The 16653-nt window shown below is 45.4% G+C and carries 12 protein-coding genes; 2 read left to right on the top strand and 10 right to left on the bottom strand.

Features of this window, described 5'->3' with window-relative positions; genetic code table 11:
* Position 1: 1 nt before the first annotated feature.
* The 9 genes from AB4507_RS09125 to AB4507_RS09085 all read right to left on the bottom strand — a co-directional run bounded on the left by AB4507_RS09125 (position 2) and on the right by AB4507_RS09085 (position 14282).
* Positions 2–1723, bottom strand: coding sequence for a glycoside hydrolase family 9 protein (locus AB4507_RS09125; protein ID WP_017063263.1), 1722 nt, complete (start codon positions 1721–1723; stop codon positions 2–4).
* A gap of 98 nt (positions 1724–1821) precedes the next feature.
* A complete protein-coding gene (locus tag AB4507_RS09120; RefSeq protein WP_017059411.1) occupies positions 1822–2817 on the bottom strand; it encodes an ABC transporter ATP-binding protein in 996 nt (331 codons plus the stop codon).
* Positions 2818–2904: 87 nt separating this feature from the next.
* A complete protein-coding gene (locus AB4507_RS09115) occupies positions 2905–3888 on the bottom strand; it encodes an ABC transporter ATP-binding protein (protein WP_017063265.1) in 984 nt (327 codons plus the stop codon).
* A gap of 2 nt (positions 3889–3890) precedes the next feature.
* Positions 3891–4916 carry an ABC transporter permease gene (locus tag AB4507_RS09110; RefSeq protein WP_017056648.1) on the bottom strand — a complete coding sequence of 342 codons (1026 nt, stop codon included), beginning with the start codon at positions 4914–4916 and terminating at the stop codon, positions 3891–3893.
* Between the two features lie 2 nt (positions 4917–4918).
* Complete coding sequence (locus AB4507_RS09105; protein WP_017059409.1) at positions 4919–5905, bottom strand: ABC transporter permease; 987 nt, start codon at positions 5903–5905, stop codon at positions 4919–4921.
* 169 nt (positions 5906–6074) lie between these two features.
* A complete protein-coding gene (locus AB4507_RS09100; RefSeq protein WP_017056650.1) occupies positions 6075–7757 on the bottom strand; it encodes an ABC transporter substrate-binding protein in 1683 nt (560 codons plus the stop codon).
* Between the two features lie 700 nt (positions 7758–8457).
* Positions 8458–11847 (bottom strand): response regulator, encoded by a 3390-nt coding sequence (locus AB4507_RS09095; RefSeq protein WP_136977818.1) that lies wholly within the window; start codon positions 11845–11847, stop codon positions 8458–8460.
* A gap of 216 nt (positions 11848–12063) precedes the next feature.
* Complete coding sequence (rsmC, locus tag AB4507_RS09090; protein ID WP_372157539.1) at positions 12064–13086, bottom strand: 16S rRNA (guanine(1207)-N(2))-methyltransferase RsmC; 1023 nt, start codon at positions 13084–13086, stop codon at positions 12064–12066.
* Positions 13087–13196: 110 nt separating this feature from the next.
* On the bottom strand, positions 13197–14282 hold the full coding sequence (locus AB4507_RS09085) for an AI-2E family transporter (RefSeq protein WP_017059406.1): 1086 nt from the start codon (positions 14280–14282) through the stop codon (positions 13197–13199).
* Positions 14283–14358: 76 nt separating this feature from the next.
* Here AB4507_RS09085 and AB4507_RS09080 point away from each other — a divergent pair, with 76 nt between their 5' ends.
* Positions 14359–14484 carry a hypothetical protein gene (locus AB4507_RS09080; protein WP_004734537.1) on the top strand — a complete coding sequence of 42 codons (126 nt, stop codon included), beginning with the start codon at positions 14359–14361 and terminating at the stop codon, positions 14482–14484.
* 141 nt (positions 14485–14625) lie between these two features.
* Here AB4507_RS09080 and hemL read toward each other — a convergent pair whose 3' ends face one another.
* Positions 14626–15921 (bottom strand): glutamate-1-semialdehyde 2,1-aminomutase, encoded by a 1296-nt coding sequence (hemL, locus tag AB4507_RS09075; RefSeq protein ID WP_010436060.1) that lies wholly within the window; start codon positions 15919–15921, stop codon positions 14626–14628.
* A gap of 296 nt (positions 15922–16217) precedes the next feature.
* Between hemL and erpA the strand changes: the two genes are divergently transcribed.
* On the top strand, positions 16218–16559 hold the full coding sequence (erpA, locus tag AB4507_RS09070; RefSeq protein WP_004734539.1) for an iron-sulfur cluster insertion protein ErpA: 342 nt from the start codon (positions 16218–16220) through the stop codon (positions 16557–16559).
* The last annotated feature ends 94 nt before the right edge of the window (positions 16560–16653 follow it).

Below are 16653 nucleotides of genomic sequence, written 5' to 3'. Positions count from 1 at the left end.
ATTATTGCTCCTTACGCTGAGCTAAGAAGTTGAACTGTGCAGCGGTTGCTAATAAGAACCACGCACCATGAGGGATCCATTGCTCACCCCAGCGCCAGTTTTGAAGCATGTCATCTTTTTGTGCTGGTGGATTGAACGCAATGTCTTGTTCATCTTCAAAACCAGCTGTGATGCCATTACAGATACCGCCTTTCGCATTGAAGAACCCAAGCTGAGGTAGGTAGTCTGGGTTGTTATGGCCATGACCATCGAGCATGCACATGTGGTATGGGTTGAGGCCCAAGATCCAATCAAGGCTATTTTGTGAAAGCTGGATTAAGCGCTCTTGAAGTTCGCTATCTTTAATGTGCGGTTGAACTAGGTAAGCCATGGTTGCGAGTGAGCCAAGGCGTGCGTTCTCGCCTTGCCACCAGTAACCGGTTTCGTTCTGTTGAGCGACGAAGAAGGCATCACGTTTATCACCATCGACAGATTTAACGTATTGTCTTGGATAGCCAAATGGGTTGGTGACTTTGTCGGTGATGTTGATTTCGAACTGACAAGCTTGTTCAACAACTGTGCGCGCCTGTTCTTTTAATTCAGCATCGGTTTCGTTGTCGATGTATTCACATAGTGCAATCACAGGAAGACCGGCTTCAGCTGCGTGAAAGTATGGACGAGAGCCATCAGAGTTTGCCGACCAGAAGTGCTCAAATGAATCATCGGATTGCTGACGAGAGATTAAACGAGTCGCCCAAGTTCTTGCTTCTGATAGGTATTGCTGGTCTTGTGTTACGCGATACAGCTCATTGGCTGCGAGTAGGGCGCAATACTCATCGATGATGTTCTCTTCACCATCGTTTAGATACTGGAGGTTGTACTCTTTTAGATGCCAGTAACCCTTAACCGCCATTTCAAGGTATGTGTGGCTCGAGTAGCTGCCAGAGATTTCAAGCTCAGAAGCTGCGGCTAATGCTGCGATAGCAACACCTGCACCTTGTCGGTAGCCCGCTTGTAAGTCCGTTGATTTATGACCTTCTTGAGTCGCATAAGCGCAGATATCGCGTTGGTTGATATCTTTGCTCCATTTGTCGAATACCGTCATATAGAAGTATCCGTCAGCGTCTTGCATACGCACTAAGAAGTCGGCACCGAACAGAGCCTCTTCCGTTAGACGAGTCATGGAGAATTTCGGGAAGTCTGGGTTATGGCCAGTCAAGCGTACGCTTTTTAGCATGTTCCAAACGACCATCGGAATTTGTTGTGGGTTTAGGTAGTTACCATAAGACAGGTGGCTAAAATACTTACTGACATCACCTGATGCGTCATACCATCCACCGTGGACATCGACGTATCGGTCGGTACCTAGAATTTGTGCTTGTCGATCTTTTTTGTCGAAAATCCCGCCACAGCGTTGTGACTTAAAGTAATGAAGCACATCAGAAAACGTGTGGTTCATTAATAGGTTGCTACCAATCTCAAATACTTCTGAACGCAGGTTGTCAAAACGTAGGTAGTAGCGACCAGATTCAGTGACTGAACTGAAATCAATAGTGAAGAATTGCCCTTGATGCCAATTTGCTACGCGGCCTTGTTTAACCACATCAAAATTTCCGACAGTCATATGGTTGTCAGCACAGACGAGTAGAGCCGTAGTGCTTGATAGGCGAGCTTTCTTAGTTTGTAGGATAGCTTGCTTCGGGCCTGTGGACTCATAGCCAATATGGTTGGTCAATAACAGCATCAATATTCTCCGACAGTCCTAGTTTCTATTGGCTAGGTACTTGAATGTTTTGGATATAAATAGTTAGGGTCCGAAGACCCTAACTTGGGTTTTATTGCTTAGCTTTCGTGTAGGTAACAGCGCACAAAGTGGTTATCAGCGAGTTGCGTAACCCCTGGTAGCTGCTCTTTGCACTTATCCATTGCGTGAGTACATCGGCCTGCAAATGGGCAGCCTGCTGATACTGGTGTCCACAGAGGAATCTCACCTTTGTTGCCTGCAAGTTGCTCGTGGATCGACTTCTTAGGATCTGGAACGGCCGAAACAAGCAATTGGGTGTATGGGTGCTGAGGGTTAGCAATCACGTCATCGGTATCGCCCCATTCCACCATGTGTCCCACGTACATCACCGAAAGGTCTTCAGCGATGTAACGAGCGGTTGCGATATCGTGAGTGATGTAAAGCAGAGACATTTGCTTCTCGAACTTCATCTCTTCCATTAGGTTCAAAACACCGGCACGAATCGATACATCAAGCATTGAAGTTGGCTCATCGGCTAGTACAACTTCGGCACCTACCGCGATGTTGCGGGCTAGGTTGACACGTTGACGCTGACCACCAGACAGTTGGTGAGGGTATTTCTTCGCCGTCTCTTTTGGCGGAATGAGACCTACTTGCTCTAAAAGATCGTAAACGCGTTCTTCTAGCTCTTTCTTGTTGCCCGGAGATACTTTCTTGTGGATCAACAGTGGTCGAGCAATGTGGTGGAAGATATTGTGCGTTGGGTTCAATGAACCAAACGGGTCTTGCCATACCATCTGCACGCCTTCACGGTAGTGCATAAGATCTTTTCTGCTTGAGATCTCTTGGATATCACGACCTTTGTATTCGATCGTGCCGCCTGAAGGTGCGTACATTTTTGCGATCATTTTTGCGGTTGTTGATTTGCCTGAACCAGACTCACCAACCACTGCTAGGCCACGGCTTTTGTACATCTTGAATGACACGTCGTTAATCGCACGCATCATTGGGGTTTGAATGGTGGTACTGCTTATTGGGAAGTCTTTTACGACATTCTTGCCTTCTACCAATAATTGACCGAAATCTTTGCTCATAATTGTCTCCAGAATCCTTATTCGCTTTGCTTGTTTTTAGGCGGTCGAGCCGCCTTGTTCGTTATTCACGCTGAGTCAGCGTGCAAGCTATAGCTTCCTTTGTACTATTGGGTCACCGTACAGGTGGCAGTTAGACAAATGTCCCGGGTCGATAGAACGCAGCTTGGTTGGCACCTTGGTACACTTTTCATGTACACGGTCACAACGAGCTTGGAAACGACACCCTTCAGGGATCTCTAACAGGTTCAGAGGGTTACCCGGAATACCTGCTAACTTTGTCTTTGGCCCTGTCAGTGGAGGGAAAGAACTTCCCAACCCTTTGGTGTAAGGGTGGTAAGGGTTTTCTAGAATATCTTGAGAGTTAGCTACTTCGATTAGCTCACCTGAGTACATGATGCCGATGCGGTCAGAGAACTCGACCATCAATGACAAGTCATGGGTGATGAACAGAATCGAGAAGCCAAACTCTTCTTTCAGTGCATAGATCTTTTGTAGGATTTCGCGTTGCACAACCACATCAAGTGCGGTTGTCGGCTCATCCATAATGATCAGCTTTGGATTCAGTGCTAACGCGATAGCGATAACTAAGCGCTGACGCATGCCGCCAGAGAATTGGTGAGGGTAATCACTCAATCGGCTCGGGTGAATATCTACGATTTCAAGTAGACCTTCAGCACGTTGTTTAGCTTGCTCACGAGTCATGTTGGTGTGACGCATGATTACGTCACAGAACTGCTCTTCCATCGGTAGTACTGGGTTGAGTGCGTTCATCGCGCTCTGAAATACCATCGACATCTCGCTCCAACGGAACGACTGCATACGGTCATCACTGTATTCAAGGATGTTCTCACCGTTGAAGATAACCTCACCACCACTGATGTAAGCGGGCGGCTTATGAAGACGCATAAGAGAGAAAGCGACCGTTGATTTACCACAGCCAGATTCACCAGCTAGGCCGAAGACTTCACCTGGAGCGATGTCGAAACTTACGTTGTTACACGCACGAACATCGCCAGACTCTGTGATGTAATCCACGCATAAGTTGCGGATAGAAATTAGTGGTTCAGACATGATTATTTATCTCCGCTCCAAAGTGCATTTTGTGGTGGTAGTTCTGGTTCACGTTCTTCTTTGTCTTGAGCTGCTAGTTTCTTCCAACGCTTCATGCCTTTGTGAGAACGCAGTTGCGGGTTAGCAATTTCATCGACCGCGAAGTTAAGTAGAGCAAGGCCAGTTACAAGTAGTGTCAGTGCGATACAAGGAGCCAGCAGTTCCCACCAAGCGCCAATCAGCATTGATGAAGAGGTTTGAACGTTGTAAAGCATGATGCCCCAGCTGATTGTGTTCGGGTCACCAAGACCTAGGAACGAGATGGTTGCTTCCATCATGATTGCGTACATCACCGAACCGATGAAGCTTGCGCCAACGATAGAGATAAGGTTTGGCAGAATCTCTACGAAGATGATGCGGAATGAAGATTCACCCAAAACTTCAGCGGCTTTTACAAACTCTTTTTCACGCAGTGCTAAGGTTTGGGAGCGAACAACACGGGCACCCCAAGCCCAAGACATAAAGCCGATAACCAAGGTTATGGTGAGTGGCCCTGCCTCACCGATAAAGGCTGCTACTACGAACAGTAATGGGTATTGAGGGATTACCAGCATGATGTTCATTGCGGCTGTTAGAACGTCATCGACACGGCCACCGAAGTAACCTGCAGAAACACCAATAACAGTTGCGAGTAAACATACGGTTAGACCCGCACCAAAACCTACAGCAAGAGATACGCGTGCGCCGTATACCACTTGAGACCAAACGTCACGACCCATACGAGTTGTACCTAGTACGTGGTCTGCCTTTTTAGACATGATCAATGTACGACGGTCGTCTGCTAGATTTTGAGCAACCCAGCCATCAGGGTTAGTTTGTGCAGACTTCACCACGAAACCAGGATATTCGTGTGGGTTACCTGTACGCTTGTCTGGTACATGTTTGGTGATTAATGGAGCTGCAATCGCGCCAAGAATAAAAATACTTAGGATGATGACGCCTGTTAGGGCCATCGGGTTACGCCAAATGAGTTTTAAAAAGTCTTTCATGATTATTTACCACCCTTACGAAGACGAGGGTCAAGAACAACGTAAAGCATGTCTGCAACTAGGTTAAAGAACAGCATGAATAGCGTCATGATAAGCAGCTGACCTTGCAGTACTTGGTAGTCACGAGCGTTAATTGCGTTGAAAAGTACGCTGCCAAGACCTGGGTAGTTAAAGATGATTTCGATAATTAACTGACCGCCGATTGCCATACCTAGCGACATTGACAGGGCTGTCACACTAGGTAGCATCGCGTTACGAGCTGCGTAGTTGAATACCACTCGGTTTTCGCTCAGGCCTTTGCCTTTCGCCATGGTGATGTAGTCTTCGGCTAATAGGTTGATCATGTTGTTACGCATGTTTACTAGGAAGCCACCAATTTGAACAACAGAAGCACAGAACAGTGGTAAGAAGGCGTGGTAAGCGACATCTTTAATGAATGCCCAGCTTGTCCAATCAGGTATAGTACCAGCGGTGTAGGCATACCCTGTTGGGAACCACTTCAAGCCAATTGCAAAGGTAAATAGTGCAATCATCGCGATAACAACTTGAGGAACGGCTTGTAGAATCAGCATCCCTGGCGTTACGAAGGCATCGTACTTACTGCCGCGTTTCCACGCTGCGAAAATACCTAGGATTGAACCAATCGAGAAAGAAAGAATAACTGCGGTGCCGGCTAAGAAAAGCGACCAACCGAATGCTCCACCCAACAGTGTGTTTACAGAAAGTGGGTAGAATTGAATTGATGTACCAAGTTCCCAGCTAAGAATGTTCTTCATGTACGCCACGTATTGAACTAAGTAGCCACCATCAACGAAGCCTAATAGTTCTTTCATTGCAGCAATACGCTCTGGAGTAACTTGTACAGAAGCGTTCGCAAACATCATGGTAACTGGGTCACCAGGCATTGCTCTTGGAATAATAAAGTTTAACGTCGCAGCAACTAATAGCGCGACAAAATAAAATGACAAACGTCTTAAAAAATAACCCATAACTCACACCTTACTCACCCAGATTGTTTCCCTGTTTCTGGATTCAGGTCGCTCCTAGCGAAATTTGGAACGAAAAATCCCCTGACGACTAGCGCCATACTTTCAATTGAGAGTGTGGGGATTTTTATAAGCGGCGTAAGAGGTTACGCCGCAAGGATTGAACGATTACTTATTTAACTGGTTTTAGGTCCAGTACATGAAGTAGACGCTCTGGAATACCAGCCCAAATGTTTGGACGGCCTTTTGGATTTTCTTCGTTCCACCAACCAGTGAAGCGAGTTGTGTTGTATTGGTACATGTAAGCACCAGACATCACAGGGATTGTCACTTGGTCTGCAGCGATGATTTGCTGGATACCGTGTGCAATGTCTAGCTGCTCGTTCTTATCAGCTGTTTTGTAGAAGCTGTTTAGAAGACCATCTAGCTTGTCGTTTTTGTAGAAGTGCATTGCGAAACGAGGCATACCATCACCAGATTGTAGTGATGAGTTGTAAGCACTGTTCCAGTACGTGTATGGATCCGCACCGTGGAAGTAGTTTGTGTATGCTACGTCGTATGTACCTTCAAGCATTGCTTGGTTGTAAACAGAGAAGTCAGGTGTACGAGCTTTCGCTTTAATACCGATTTCGTTTAGCTGTTCTACCGCTAGTTGAACTGTGTTGTTGAAGTCAGTCCAGCCGTTTGGCGATTGAATCATTAGTTCGAAAGACTTGCCTGATGGAGTGTCAACAAAACCATCTTTGTTTACATCTTTGAAGCCAGCGTCAGCAAGAAGCTTCTTCGCGCCTTCAGCGTTGTAAGTGTTGAAGCCTTTGTACTTGTCATGAGTTTTTTCATCAGACCAAGCTTCAAACGCGTAGCCAAGACCCGATGCGAAATCGTTTACAGTACCGCCACCGTAGAATGCGATGTCGATGATAGTTTGACGGTCAAGAGCCATAGAGAAAGCACGACGGAAGTCAACGTTGCTCAATGCTTCATGCTTCGCAGCATCAGGGTGCTTGAAGTTAACGATGAATGCCTGTGTACCTGCTGGCGGGTACCAGTAGTGGTGTTTAGGGCTAGCTGCTGCGTATGTACGATCGATATCTGGAACGAAAGAAGACGTCCAGTCCATTTCACTGTTTACAACTTTACCTAGGAATTGGTCGTTGTTCGCAATTTGTGGAACACGTAGACAGTCAACATCTAGGTTGTCTGCATCCCAGTAGTTCGGGTTTGCACACTGGATGTATAGCTGCGCTGTAAACGTATCGATTTCTGTAAATGGACCAGAACCTACCGGGTTCTCATTGGTAAACGTTGATGGATCTTTAACGTCTTTCCAGATGTGCTTAGGTACTACAGGTACTTTAGCAATCTCGTAAGGTACGTTTGAGTTTGCTTCTGTTAGTGTGAACTTAACTTGGTTGTCGTTCAGTTTTTCTACAGAAGTTACCCAAGAGTTGATACCAGATTGGTCAAGCTCTGGCTTCTCTTTTACAAGGTTGAAAGAAAAAACAACATCATCAGCAGAGAAAGTTTCTCCGTCTGACCATTTAACACCCTTACGAATGTCGAAAACAACGCTCATCAGATCATCTGACATCTTGAAGTTTTCAGCTAGACGGAACACTGGAGTGTTACCGTGCATTTCGTTAAATACTACTAGCGGCTCATACATGAAGTCAGTTGTAGTATGTAGGTTAGTAGCACCAAGGTACGGGTTAAAGTTACGTACGAATGTAGTGTACTCTTTCGGGTGAACGGTCAGTTCACTGCGTTCTGCAGCGGTTGCTACTGATGCAAAACCTGTTGTAGCAGTTGCAATAATTGCTGTTGCTATTGCTGTTTTTTTTATATTGGCAAGCATAGCTGTTCCTTACTATTTGCTTTCATTTCACTAATGGATTGAATGTTATCTGTCGCTAAATTGTTTAGTAGATACACACTCTGGTTAAAGGCCTACCTCTTCTTCGTTGCTCCAGATTCATCGTTGATTCTGAGAAGTGGTAAGAGTGGCCTGTAGGCCTTTGGCAGGAGTAAGAAAACACCTTATCGATGAATTAATCAAACTCGTTTCCCGTCAAAAACGTTAAAAACACACAACCCCACGTCATTAACGTCAAAATAGGTTGCTTTGGTGGTTTTTCGTACGCAATTGTTAAAGTGATGTGACTCGCATTTGGTTTTGAGGTTCTTGCAGGTTGTAAGTGGCCACTAACTTGAAAGGCTTTTTATTATAATGCCTTACCCTACGTTGGTATAATTGTAGATCTCGGTCACTTGCCAGTTTTACGTTAAATTTCCCTAGAAAATTAAATCTGCCGTTCTGTTGTGACTCGCTTCTCAAACTGCAACAAAGAGTCAGATATGATTGAGAATAGAACGAAAAGTACTGACGGTTACGAGCTCACACTGTACGTAATTGGCGTGAATCCCTCCTTGTTTAAGGGCGTAAAAAAAGTGCGTTGCAAGCGATGGGATTCTACTTTTTGTGATTATTAGGCGTACAAAAAAGCCCACGCTAGGTGGGCTCCATTATTCAAAGTATCGTGATGTTGGTTCAGGGATTAACTGGTCAGTAGTTTCTGAAGTTTATCTCTTAGCATCTCAATATGGGTTCTTTCTGGCGTCTGTTCTTTACAGTGTTCCAGTATGAATTCGATTGAGCTCAGTACCGTTCGCCAGCGAGGGGTTTTCGGTAGGGTTTCTACGCGTAGGTATTTGTCTAGCGTTCGAGTTTGCAGCGTACTGCGGTCTAAGTAGACGCGCCACAAGCCACTCTTCTCGGCGAAAGCGAACTTGGTTTCACCCGTCACCGATTCCCAGTAGATGATGGCATTAGTCATCGCATCGACCAGTACCTCGCGCATTAACTCTTGCTTGTTTTTACCTTCACCGGTTGCCTTGTCAGCAAGACGAGTAAATTCTCCGCCAAGCTCCTTCAACTGTTGCAACTTATCTTTGTCGCCTTCAAAGGCATAACTAGAGAGAGCTTCAACCGCCGTTTCAAGGTTATTGATTCGGTTTGAGTTAACACCACCACCTACATTGAAGATATACATGGTGTCGAGCCCTGAGCCTTCAGGCAGCTTAAGGATGTCACTTGGTATGCGCTGACGTGTATCGTCTATATAGATATCAATATCACCGCAGTAGTGGGCTTGTTCTACCTTAAGGTATTTAGGCGCAATGATCTCGTCGACCATTGAGCGTTTAAGTTGTTCTTGTCCGCGTCTGAATAGCTTCGCCGCAGCTTCGTTAGCAAAGCGAATACGTTGGTCGTCACGAATACAGATGATGGCTTCAGGTGCCGATTCTAGTTGCTCTAATAAGCGGCCTTGAGTTTCTAACAAGTTAGCCTCAACCATCGCTCTATGTTTGAGCTCGAGTTGCAGTTGGTCGTTTTCAAGGCGTCTCTGTTCAGCTTTGCTTGCTGATAGATGTGCTGTAATTCGAGCCGCTAGTTCTTGTTTGTTGAACGGTTTAGACAAGTAGTCATTGGCGCCAGCTTCGAAACCTCGAACACGGTCTTCTGCTTGGTTGAGTGCCGTTAGCATGATGATTGGCAACTGAGCATGATCGTATTGCTTACGCAGTGCTTCACAAACCTGATAGCCGCTCATTCCTGGCATCATGATGTCGAGTAGAAGCAGCTCTGGCTTCTCTTTCTCAATCAGTTCAATGGTTTCAGGGCCATCACATGCAGTACGTACTCGATAACCTTCTAACTTCAAGAAGCTGTCTAATACTCGCAGGTTAACCGGCTCATCATCGGCGATAACCAATAACGGGCCATCTGGGTTTTCACTGATAACACTATTTTCTTGTTGGCTGTTATCAATTAAATCAGGCGCTTGGAAGTGCGAGTAGTGACCTGATTCGTTGTAACTGTCTAACTCATCTTGAGTAGCTAGGGGCAGGGTAAAGCTAAACGTAGTGCCGAGCATTGGTTGGCTACTAACGTACAGTGAACCGCCCATTAGCTCGATCAACTGACGACTGATCGATAATCCAAGCCCTGCACCTTGGCGGTAGTTACTCGCATCTTGGCCTGCTTGAATCAATGGCTCAAAGATGTGCTCAAGGTACTCGGCCGGTATACCTTGGCCAGTATCGACAACTTGCACACGAATGTTGTCATCGATAACGCTGGCAGAGATAACAATTTTACCTTCTGAGGTGTACTTGATGGCATTGCCGACCAAGTTATACATCACTTGCTCAAGTCGTTGAGGATCCGATGAAACCAGACCTAAATCACTTGGGACTTGGTTAATAATACGGATTGGCTTATTGCCCAATAGGTGATGAGACAACTCTAGGACCAAGCTGGTGGCTGCCGACAAATCAACGGCTGATTTCTTAATATCTAAGCTGCCATAGCGCATCTTGTGATAATCAAGCAGATCATCAACCAAGGTCGCCAATCTCTGACCGCTATTGATGATGATATCCAACTGATATTTCTGATTAGCAGGAATAGGGCCGTTAGCTCCAGATATCAACGCTTCAGCGATACCCACCATGCCATGCAGTGGTGTTCTCAATTCATGTGAAGTAGTCGCTAAGAACTCATCTTTGAGTTTATTTGCCAGTTGTAACTCTTCGTTTTGCTTTTGAATGGTCTTAAGGTTGTCCTCAAGCTCATCGTTTTGGCTTTTGATGAGCTGCATTTTTTCACGAATAGAGCGCTGCATTCTTTCGAAGCTCACCGCGAGTCGGCCTATCTCATCTTTGCGCTCGGTATTGATCATGGTTTCATCGAGATCACCCGCCGATACTTTTTCGGCAGCCCACGTCAGTTTAAGCAGTGGGGATGTGATGAAGTTAGACAGATAGTGCGATGCAACGACTACCAGAATGATCGCCGTTAGCATCACGATCACGAAGATCTTTTCTAACTGATGAATACGGGCAAACGCCTCTTTCTCTGGCAGCTCTACGACAAGAGCCCATGTTGCGTATTTCAGCTCAATTGGCGTATATGCCGCGATGATCGCTTGATCTAGGGTGTTGTCGAAGGTGCCAACCGCTGTTTCGCCAGCCAATGCTTTATCGACAACATCTAGGCTCAAGTTGATAGATTCTTGTGAATGAGCAAGGCTACGCGGCAGGTGATCATCACCTACAAGCAGCGTTTGAATATTCGAACTCTTGTTGAGATCCGCAATTAACTTAGTAATGCCGTTGATTGGTAGCCTAAACATCGCGTAACTGTGTAGGTAGCCTTGTTGAACGATAGGTGCGCCTAGCCATGCGGTCTGTTTGCCATTCTCGTCTTTAAAGTCAGAAACGATAACCGGCGTGTAATCTTCGTTAGATTTGCGTCGGTCGGTTACGTCTTTGGCTAGTCGTTGAAAGGTAATACCTAGGTTGGAGTCCTTGTATTTTCCTGTCAGCAGATTGGTGCCGTAATCGTCATTTTTAAAGACGGAATAAGCGACGTTACCGTTGATATCAACTAAGAGAATATCGTCAAAATCAGAGCGTTTAAGCAGTTCTAGGTAAGCATTATGGTAGCGCTTGTGGAGCAGGCGATAACGCTCGCTGCCAATAAAGCTGCTGGACTCAGGGAGGATCGACGTTTTGATTTGATCGCCAGAGCCTTGAATATAGCGCTGCTGTGCATTACTGCGTGCCTCGTCAATATCTAACCCCAATCGTTGAAATGCATTGATCAAACCATAAAATCGCCCGCCACTGGCATTGGCCAATTCTGAGCGAACAAAGCCCATCACTTGGGATTCTTGAGCTTGTAGGTAATCGACAATTTGCTGCTGCTTAGTATCACGAACCGAAACAAGGTGTGAGGTGCTTTGTTCCTGGAGATCCTGACTGTGCGATTGGAGGAAAAATATCGCGATAAGTGTCACAGGGGTAATACTGAGGACAAGAAATGCCAGCATTAGGGTATTTTGAAGGCGCTTAAACTTCTGCTTACGATAGAATCTAAACATAAATTGGGTACTACTTTCCTTTGATGTACTGCTAAAAGGGGCGAAAACAAGTACAGAGAATAGAATTAACGGGTTCCAATTTAACGAAATTAACGAGTTTTTTTACTTTGACAAGTAAGTGGTATTTAAAGCGTGTGCAAAAGCTCATTTTTATTGAGTTTTGACAAAAATATGAACAGACAGCGCAGATAATGACCCTGCGCTGTGCTAGATAGGTTATTTGTTTGCGTGATAGATCGCGAATTTAGTGGTCTTATTTAGAGTCGCGCATTTTCCAAACGCTTGTTCAATAATTGGAATGTATTTTAAGAAACTATTCGCAACAATAATCATCTCACCAGAACGCTTCAAATGCTTAGGAGCCTGAGCAAGCAAGGTCTCAGTCGCGCTGTAACTAGTGTCTAAACCTGAATGGAATGGTGGGTTACTGATGATGAACTGGTAGTCTTGTGCGGTATCAGAATAGACATCTGAAGCGAATACTTTACCCGTTAAACCATTCGCTTCTAGCGTTGCTTGGCTTGATGCCACGGCAAATGCACTGATGTCACACATTTCTAGCTCGATATCTGGGTTACGAGATGCCATCACCGCGCCCAATACGCCTGCACCACAGCCAAAATCCAGTACCTTGCCTTTTAGTTTTGGCAGAGTATCCAACAGAAGTTGGCTACCGACATCGAATTGACCGTGACTGAAGACGCCAGGAAGGCTTTTTACCGTAAGTGATTGCTCACCAATGTTAACCGTGTAGGTCTTAAACCAGTCTTGCAGGTTGAACGCTTGTGGTTGCTCGAAGCATTGACCCCAGTAGAAAGAGCAACGACGCGCTGAATCGTATTTAACAACTTTGCCGTAAGGAGCAAACATCTTCTCGATGCTTTTCACGCCTGAACGGTTTTCACCAACCACGACGATCTCGGTATCTTTGCCTAGCTTGGCAAATAGCATCGCCAACAAAAATTCCGCTTCCGCTTTGGCTTTTGGCCAGTACAACATCACTAAGTCGGCTTTGGTCTCTTCGGTAAACTCCGCACCATAAAAACGTTGGATGGTGTTGTAGCCTTCTAATTGACGGTAGTAGCTGTAATTAGAAGTAAACACAGAGACAGATTCACAATGCTTCGCTAACTCAACAGGGAACAAGTCTTCTGCCTCACCGGCAACTAAAACATGTTTGCCTTCAAAGTAGGCGAGTTGGCGTTGAGCAATCTGGCTTGGTGCAATATAAGCTGACATAGGACACTCTGTTGAATCGTTAGCAAAAAATGAGGGCGGATTTTCGCATAATCCGCCCAAAGCTTGAAGTGTTTAATACGGGTTCGCCAATCAAGTTGACGTCAAGTTCGTTAACTCTTGTCTTGCTGGTTTAAAAAGTCCTTAAACTCTTCATCGTAGATGTTGAATAGGACAATGGTAATCGCAAAAATCAATGGTCCGTAGATAAGACCAATTAGGCCAAACAGTTGAATACCACCCAATAGTGAGAAGAAGATCATCAGGGTATTCATGCCTGCACTGCCTTGCATTAGCAGCGGACGCAGAAGGTTATCAATTGAACCAACAATCGCTACACAGTAAACCGTTAGGAAAATCGCCCACGTGGTATCACCAGTTAGGAACAAGTAGGTTGCTGCTGGAATCCAGATTAATGCGGTACCCACAACTGGGATGAAAGAGGCAAAACCCATCATAGTACCCCAGAATAGACCTGGGAAACCGGCAATCCACATACCTAAACCGCCGGCAAAACCTTGCGCGATTGCGGTTAAGAATGAGCCCATTACTGCTGATTTAGATACTTGTTCTATCTCTGTTAGAAGTTTGTCTTCTTGGCTACGAGACAGCGGCAGAATATGACGAACCACACTGATGATTTTGTCGTGATCTCTTAATAAGAAGAACAAAACGAACAGCATCAAGAAGAAATCCATCAAGAAATTGGTCGCGTCACCTAAGATTTTGGCACTGATACCAACTAGCTTAGAACCAAAGCTTGTCGCAAACTCACCGACTTTTTGTGCGATGGCTTGGGGCTCAATATTGTCGAAAGGCAGGTAGTTATTCACAAATGACAGCGCTTTGACCACTAACGGATGAGCAAACAGAGTCTGAATGCCGCCGTGTGTTACCCATTGGTAGGTGTTCTGAGAGAACAGAGAACCTTGCTGAACAATTGCTGCGAATACTGCCAATAAAGGGATAACAATAATGAAGGTCAGTATGATACAAGACAGCAGAGAGACGATGTTTTCTTTATTCGGGAGCTTTTTTTCAAGCCACTCATGGATTGGGAACATCAATAGTGAAATGATAAAGGCCATCACGATAGAGTTAACGTATGGCTCGATAAGCAAGTAACAAGCATAAGCCGCCGCGAGTAGGGCAATGATGATCACCCAGTGGCTGGAATTGATTTTGAGTTTTTCTGACACGGTAATGGTCTCTATATTTGCGTTCTGAGTTTATAATGGCTGCAAAACAGAGAGTTAGCAATGAGGAGTTTTGATAATGGGATGCTGTAATAAAGATAAGAAATGCCAAGACGAAGAACAGCAAACAAAAAAAGAGATCCCTTGGTTCAGAATGTTCCTTGGTACCTTGATGTTGTTGGTTTTTCTTTTCTGGGAACGTTAATCGCTTTTGGTTCAGCTTTAGCCTTAGTCGACGGCTAAATAAGCTGTCATATTTTTTGGCTGGTGAGCGCGATATATAAAAAGGGCTGCATTTAATGCAGCCCTAAATTCAATCGGTTAGCGACTTATAAAGTGCTTTCGATTATTTGCTTTCAGCAGCAATGATCGCAAGAGAGCGGTCGGCAGCTTCTAGTGTTGCATCAAGTTCTTTTGAACCATGAGCAAGAGAAGTAAAGCTTGCTTCGAATGCTGAAGGTGCAAGGTAAACACCGTGATCTAACATTAGGTGGAAGAAGCGCTTGAAGCGTTCTACATCACACTTAGTTACATCTTCGTAGCACGTCACAGTTTCTTGATCTGTGAAGAAGAAACCAAACATACCGCCAACTTGATGAACTAGCATCGGGATGCCGTGCTTGTCAGCAAGTTGCTTGAAGCCTTTTGCCAACTGCTTAGTTTTTGAAGCTAGACGCTTTTCGTTGCCTTCTTCTCGTAGAAGGTTCAAACATGCGTAGCCAGCAGCCATTGCAACAGGGTTACCTGAAAGCGTACCCGCTTGGTAAACAGGGCCAGTTGGTGCGATGTATTGCATCACGTCTTTACGACCACCGAAAGCACCGACAGGCATGCCGCCGCCAATCACTTTACCAAGACACGTTAGGTCTGGCTTGATGTTGTAGTAAGCCTGAGCACAACCTTCAGCAACGCGGAAACCTGTCATTACTTCATCAAAGATTAGCAATGCACCTTCTTGATCACAGATTTCACGTAGACCTTCGTGGAAGCCTTCTACAGGAGGGATACAGTTCATGTTACCCGCTACTGGCTCAACGATGATACAAGCGATCTCGCCTTTGTTTGCTGCGAAGATTTCACGTACTGAATCTAGATTGTTGAAGGTTGCTGTTAGCGTTAGTTTCGCAAAATCAGCCGGTACGCCTGGAGAGCTTGGTTGACCTAAAGTCAGTGCGCCAGAACCAGCTTTTACAAGTAGGCTGTCTGCGTGGCCGTGGTAGCAGCCTTCAAACTTAAGAATTTTGTCACGACCAGTGAAGCCACGAGCTAGACGAATCGCGCTCATTGTTGCTTCTGTACCTGAGCTCACCATACGTAGCTGTTCCATTGATGGAACCATCTCAGATACCAGTTCAGCCATTTTGATTTCAGTTTCGGTTGGAGCACCGAAGCTAAGGCCGCGTTGAGCTGCTGCAATAACTGCGTCACGAATAACCGCGTGGTTGTGACCAAGGATCATTGGACCCCAAGAGCCAACGTAATCGATATACGCTTTACCATCAGCATCAAAAATAAGTGGGCCATCAGCGCGTTCAACGAAGATTGGAGAACCACCTACGCCATTGAATGCACGAACTGGAGAGTTTACGCCACCAGGAATGGTTTGCTGTGCTTTTTCGTACAGCTCTGCTGATTTGGTCATTGATATATCCTCTTTTGACTGTCGGACCAATTGGCACGCATTGTACCTATCCCTAATCCAACTAGGAATGCTTTCGCCCAGATAATCACCCGAATCTGGTTGTTTTGTGTGGTTACACGTTTTAATTGTTAGATATTGGTGAGTTTACAGCAGTAAAAGGACCGATCCTGTGGTGAATACTTGAACGTTTCAGTCAGGTATTAGATAATCACCGGAATATAAGAAAATACTCAACAACTATGGTCTCGAATTAGATTTGTATCATGTTGTTTTTGACACAGGTAAGAGAGGTTGTCGTGAGCGAAGTAAATATCCCATTGTCTTTTTCTGATGCAGCAGCTACCCGCGTACAAACGCTAATTGCTGAAGAAGAAAACCCAGAACTAAAACTGCGTGTATACATTACAGGTGGTGGTTGTAGCGGTTTCCAATACGGCTTCACATTTGATGAAAAAGTAAATGATGGCGACACTACGATTGTAAACAGCGGTGTAACGCTGGTTGTTGACCCAATGAGCCTACAGTACTTAATGGGCGGCATGGTTGATTACACAGAAGGCCTAGAAGGCGCTCGTTTCTTTGTGAACAACCCGAACGCGACAACAACATGTGGTTGTGGTGCATCATTTAGCGTATAGCATGAGCTCAAAGCTGCATTAGCTGAAAGCCACACCAGAAGGTTGTAAACGCCGAACTTATGTTCGGCGTTTTTGTTTGTGCGCCGAGCATGGC

This window comes from Vibrio sp. 10N.222.54.A3, from assembly GCF_041474095.1.
GTDB classification, from domain to species: domain Bacteria; phylum Pseudomonadota; class Gammaproteobacteria; order Enterobacterales; family Vibrionaceae; genus Vibrio; species Vibrio crassostreae_C.
The sequence above is the reverse complement of the archived record's forward strand: the minus strand, read 5'-3'. Positions and strand labels throughout refer to the sequence as shown.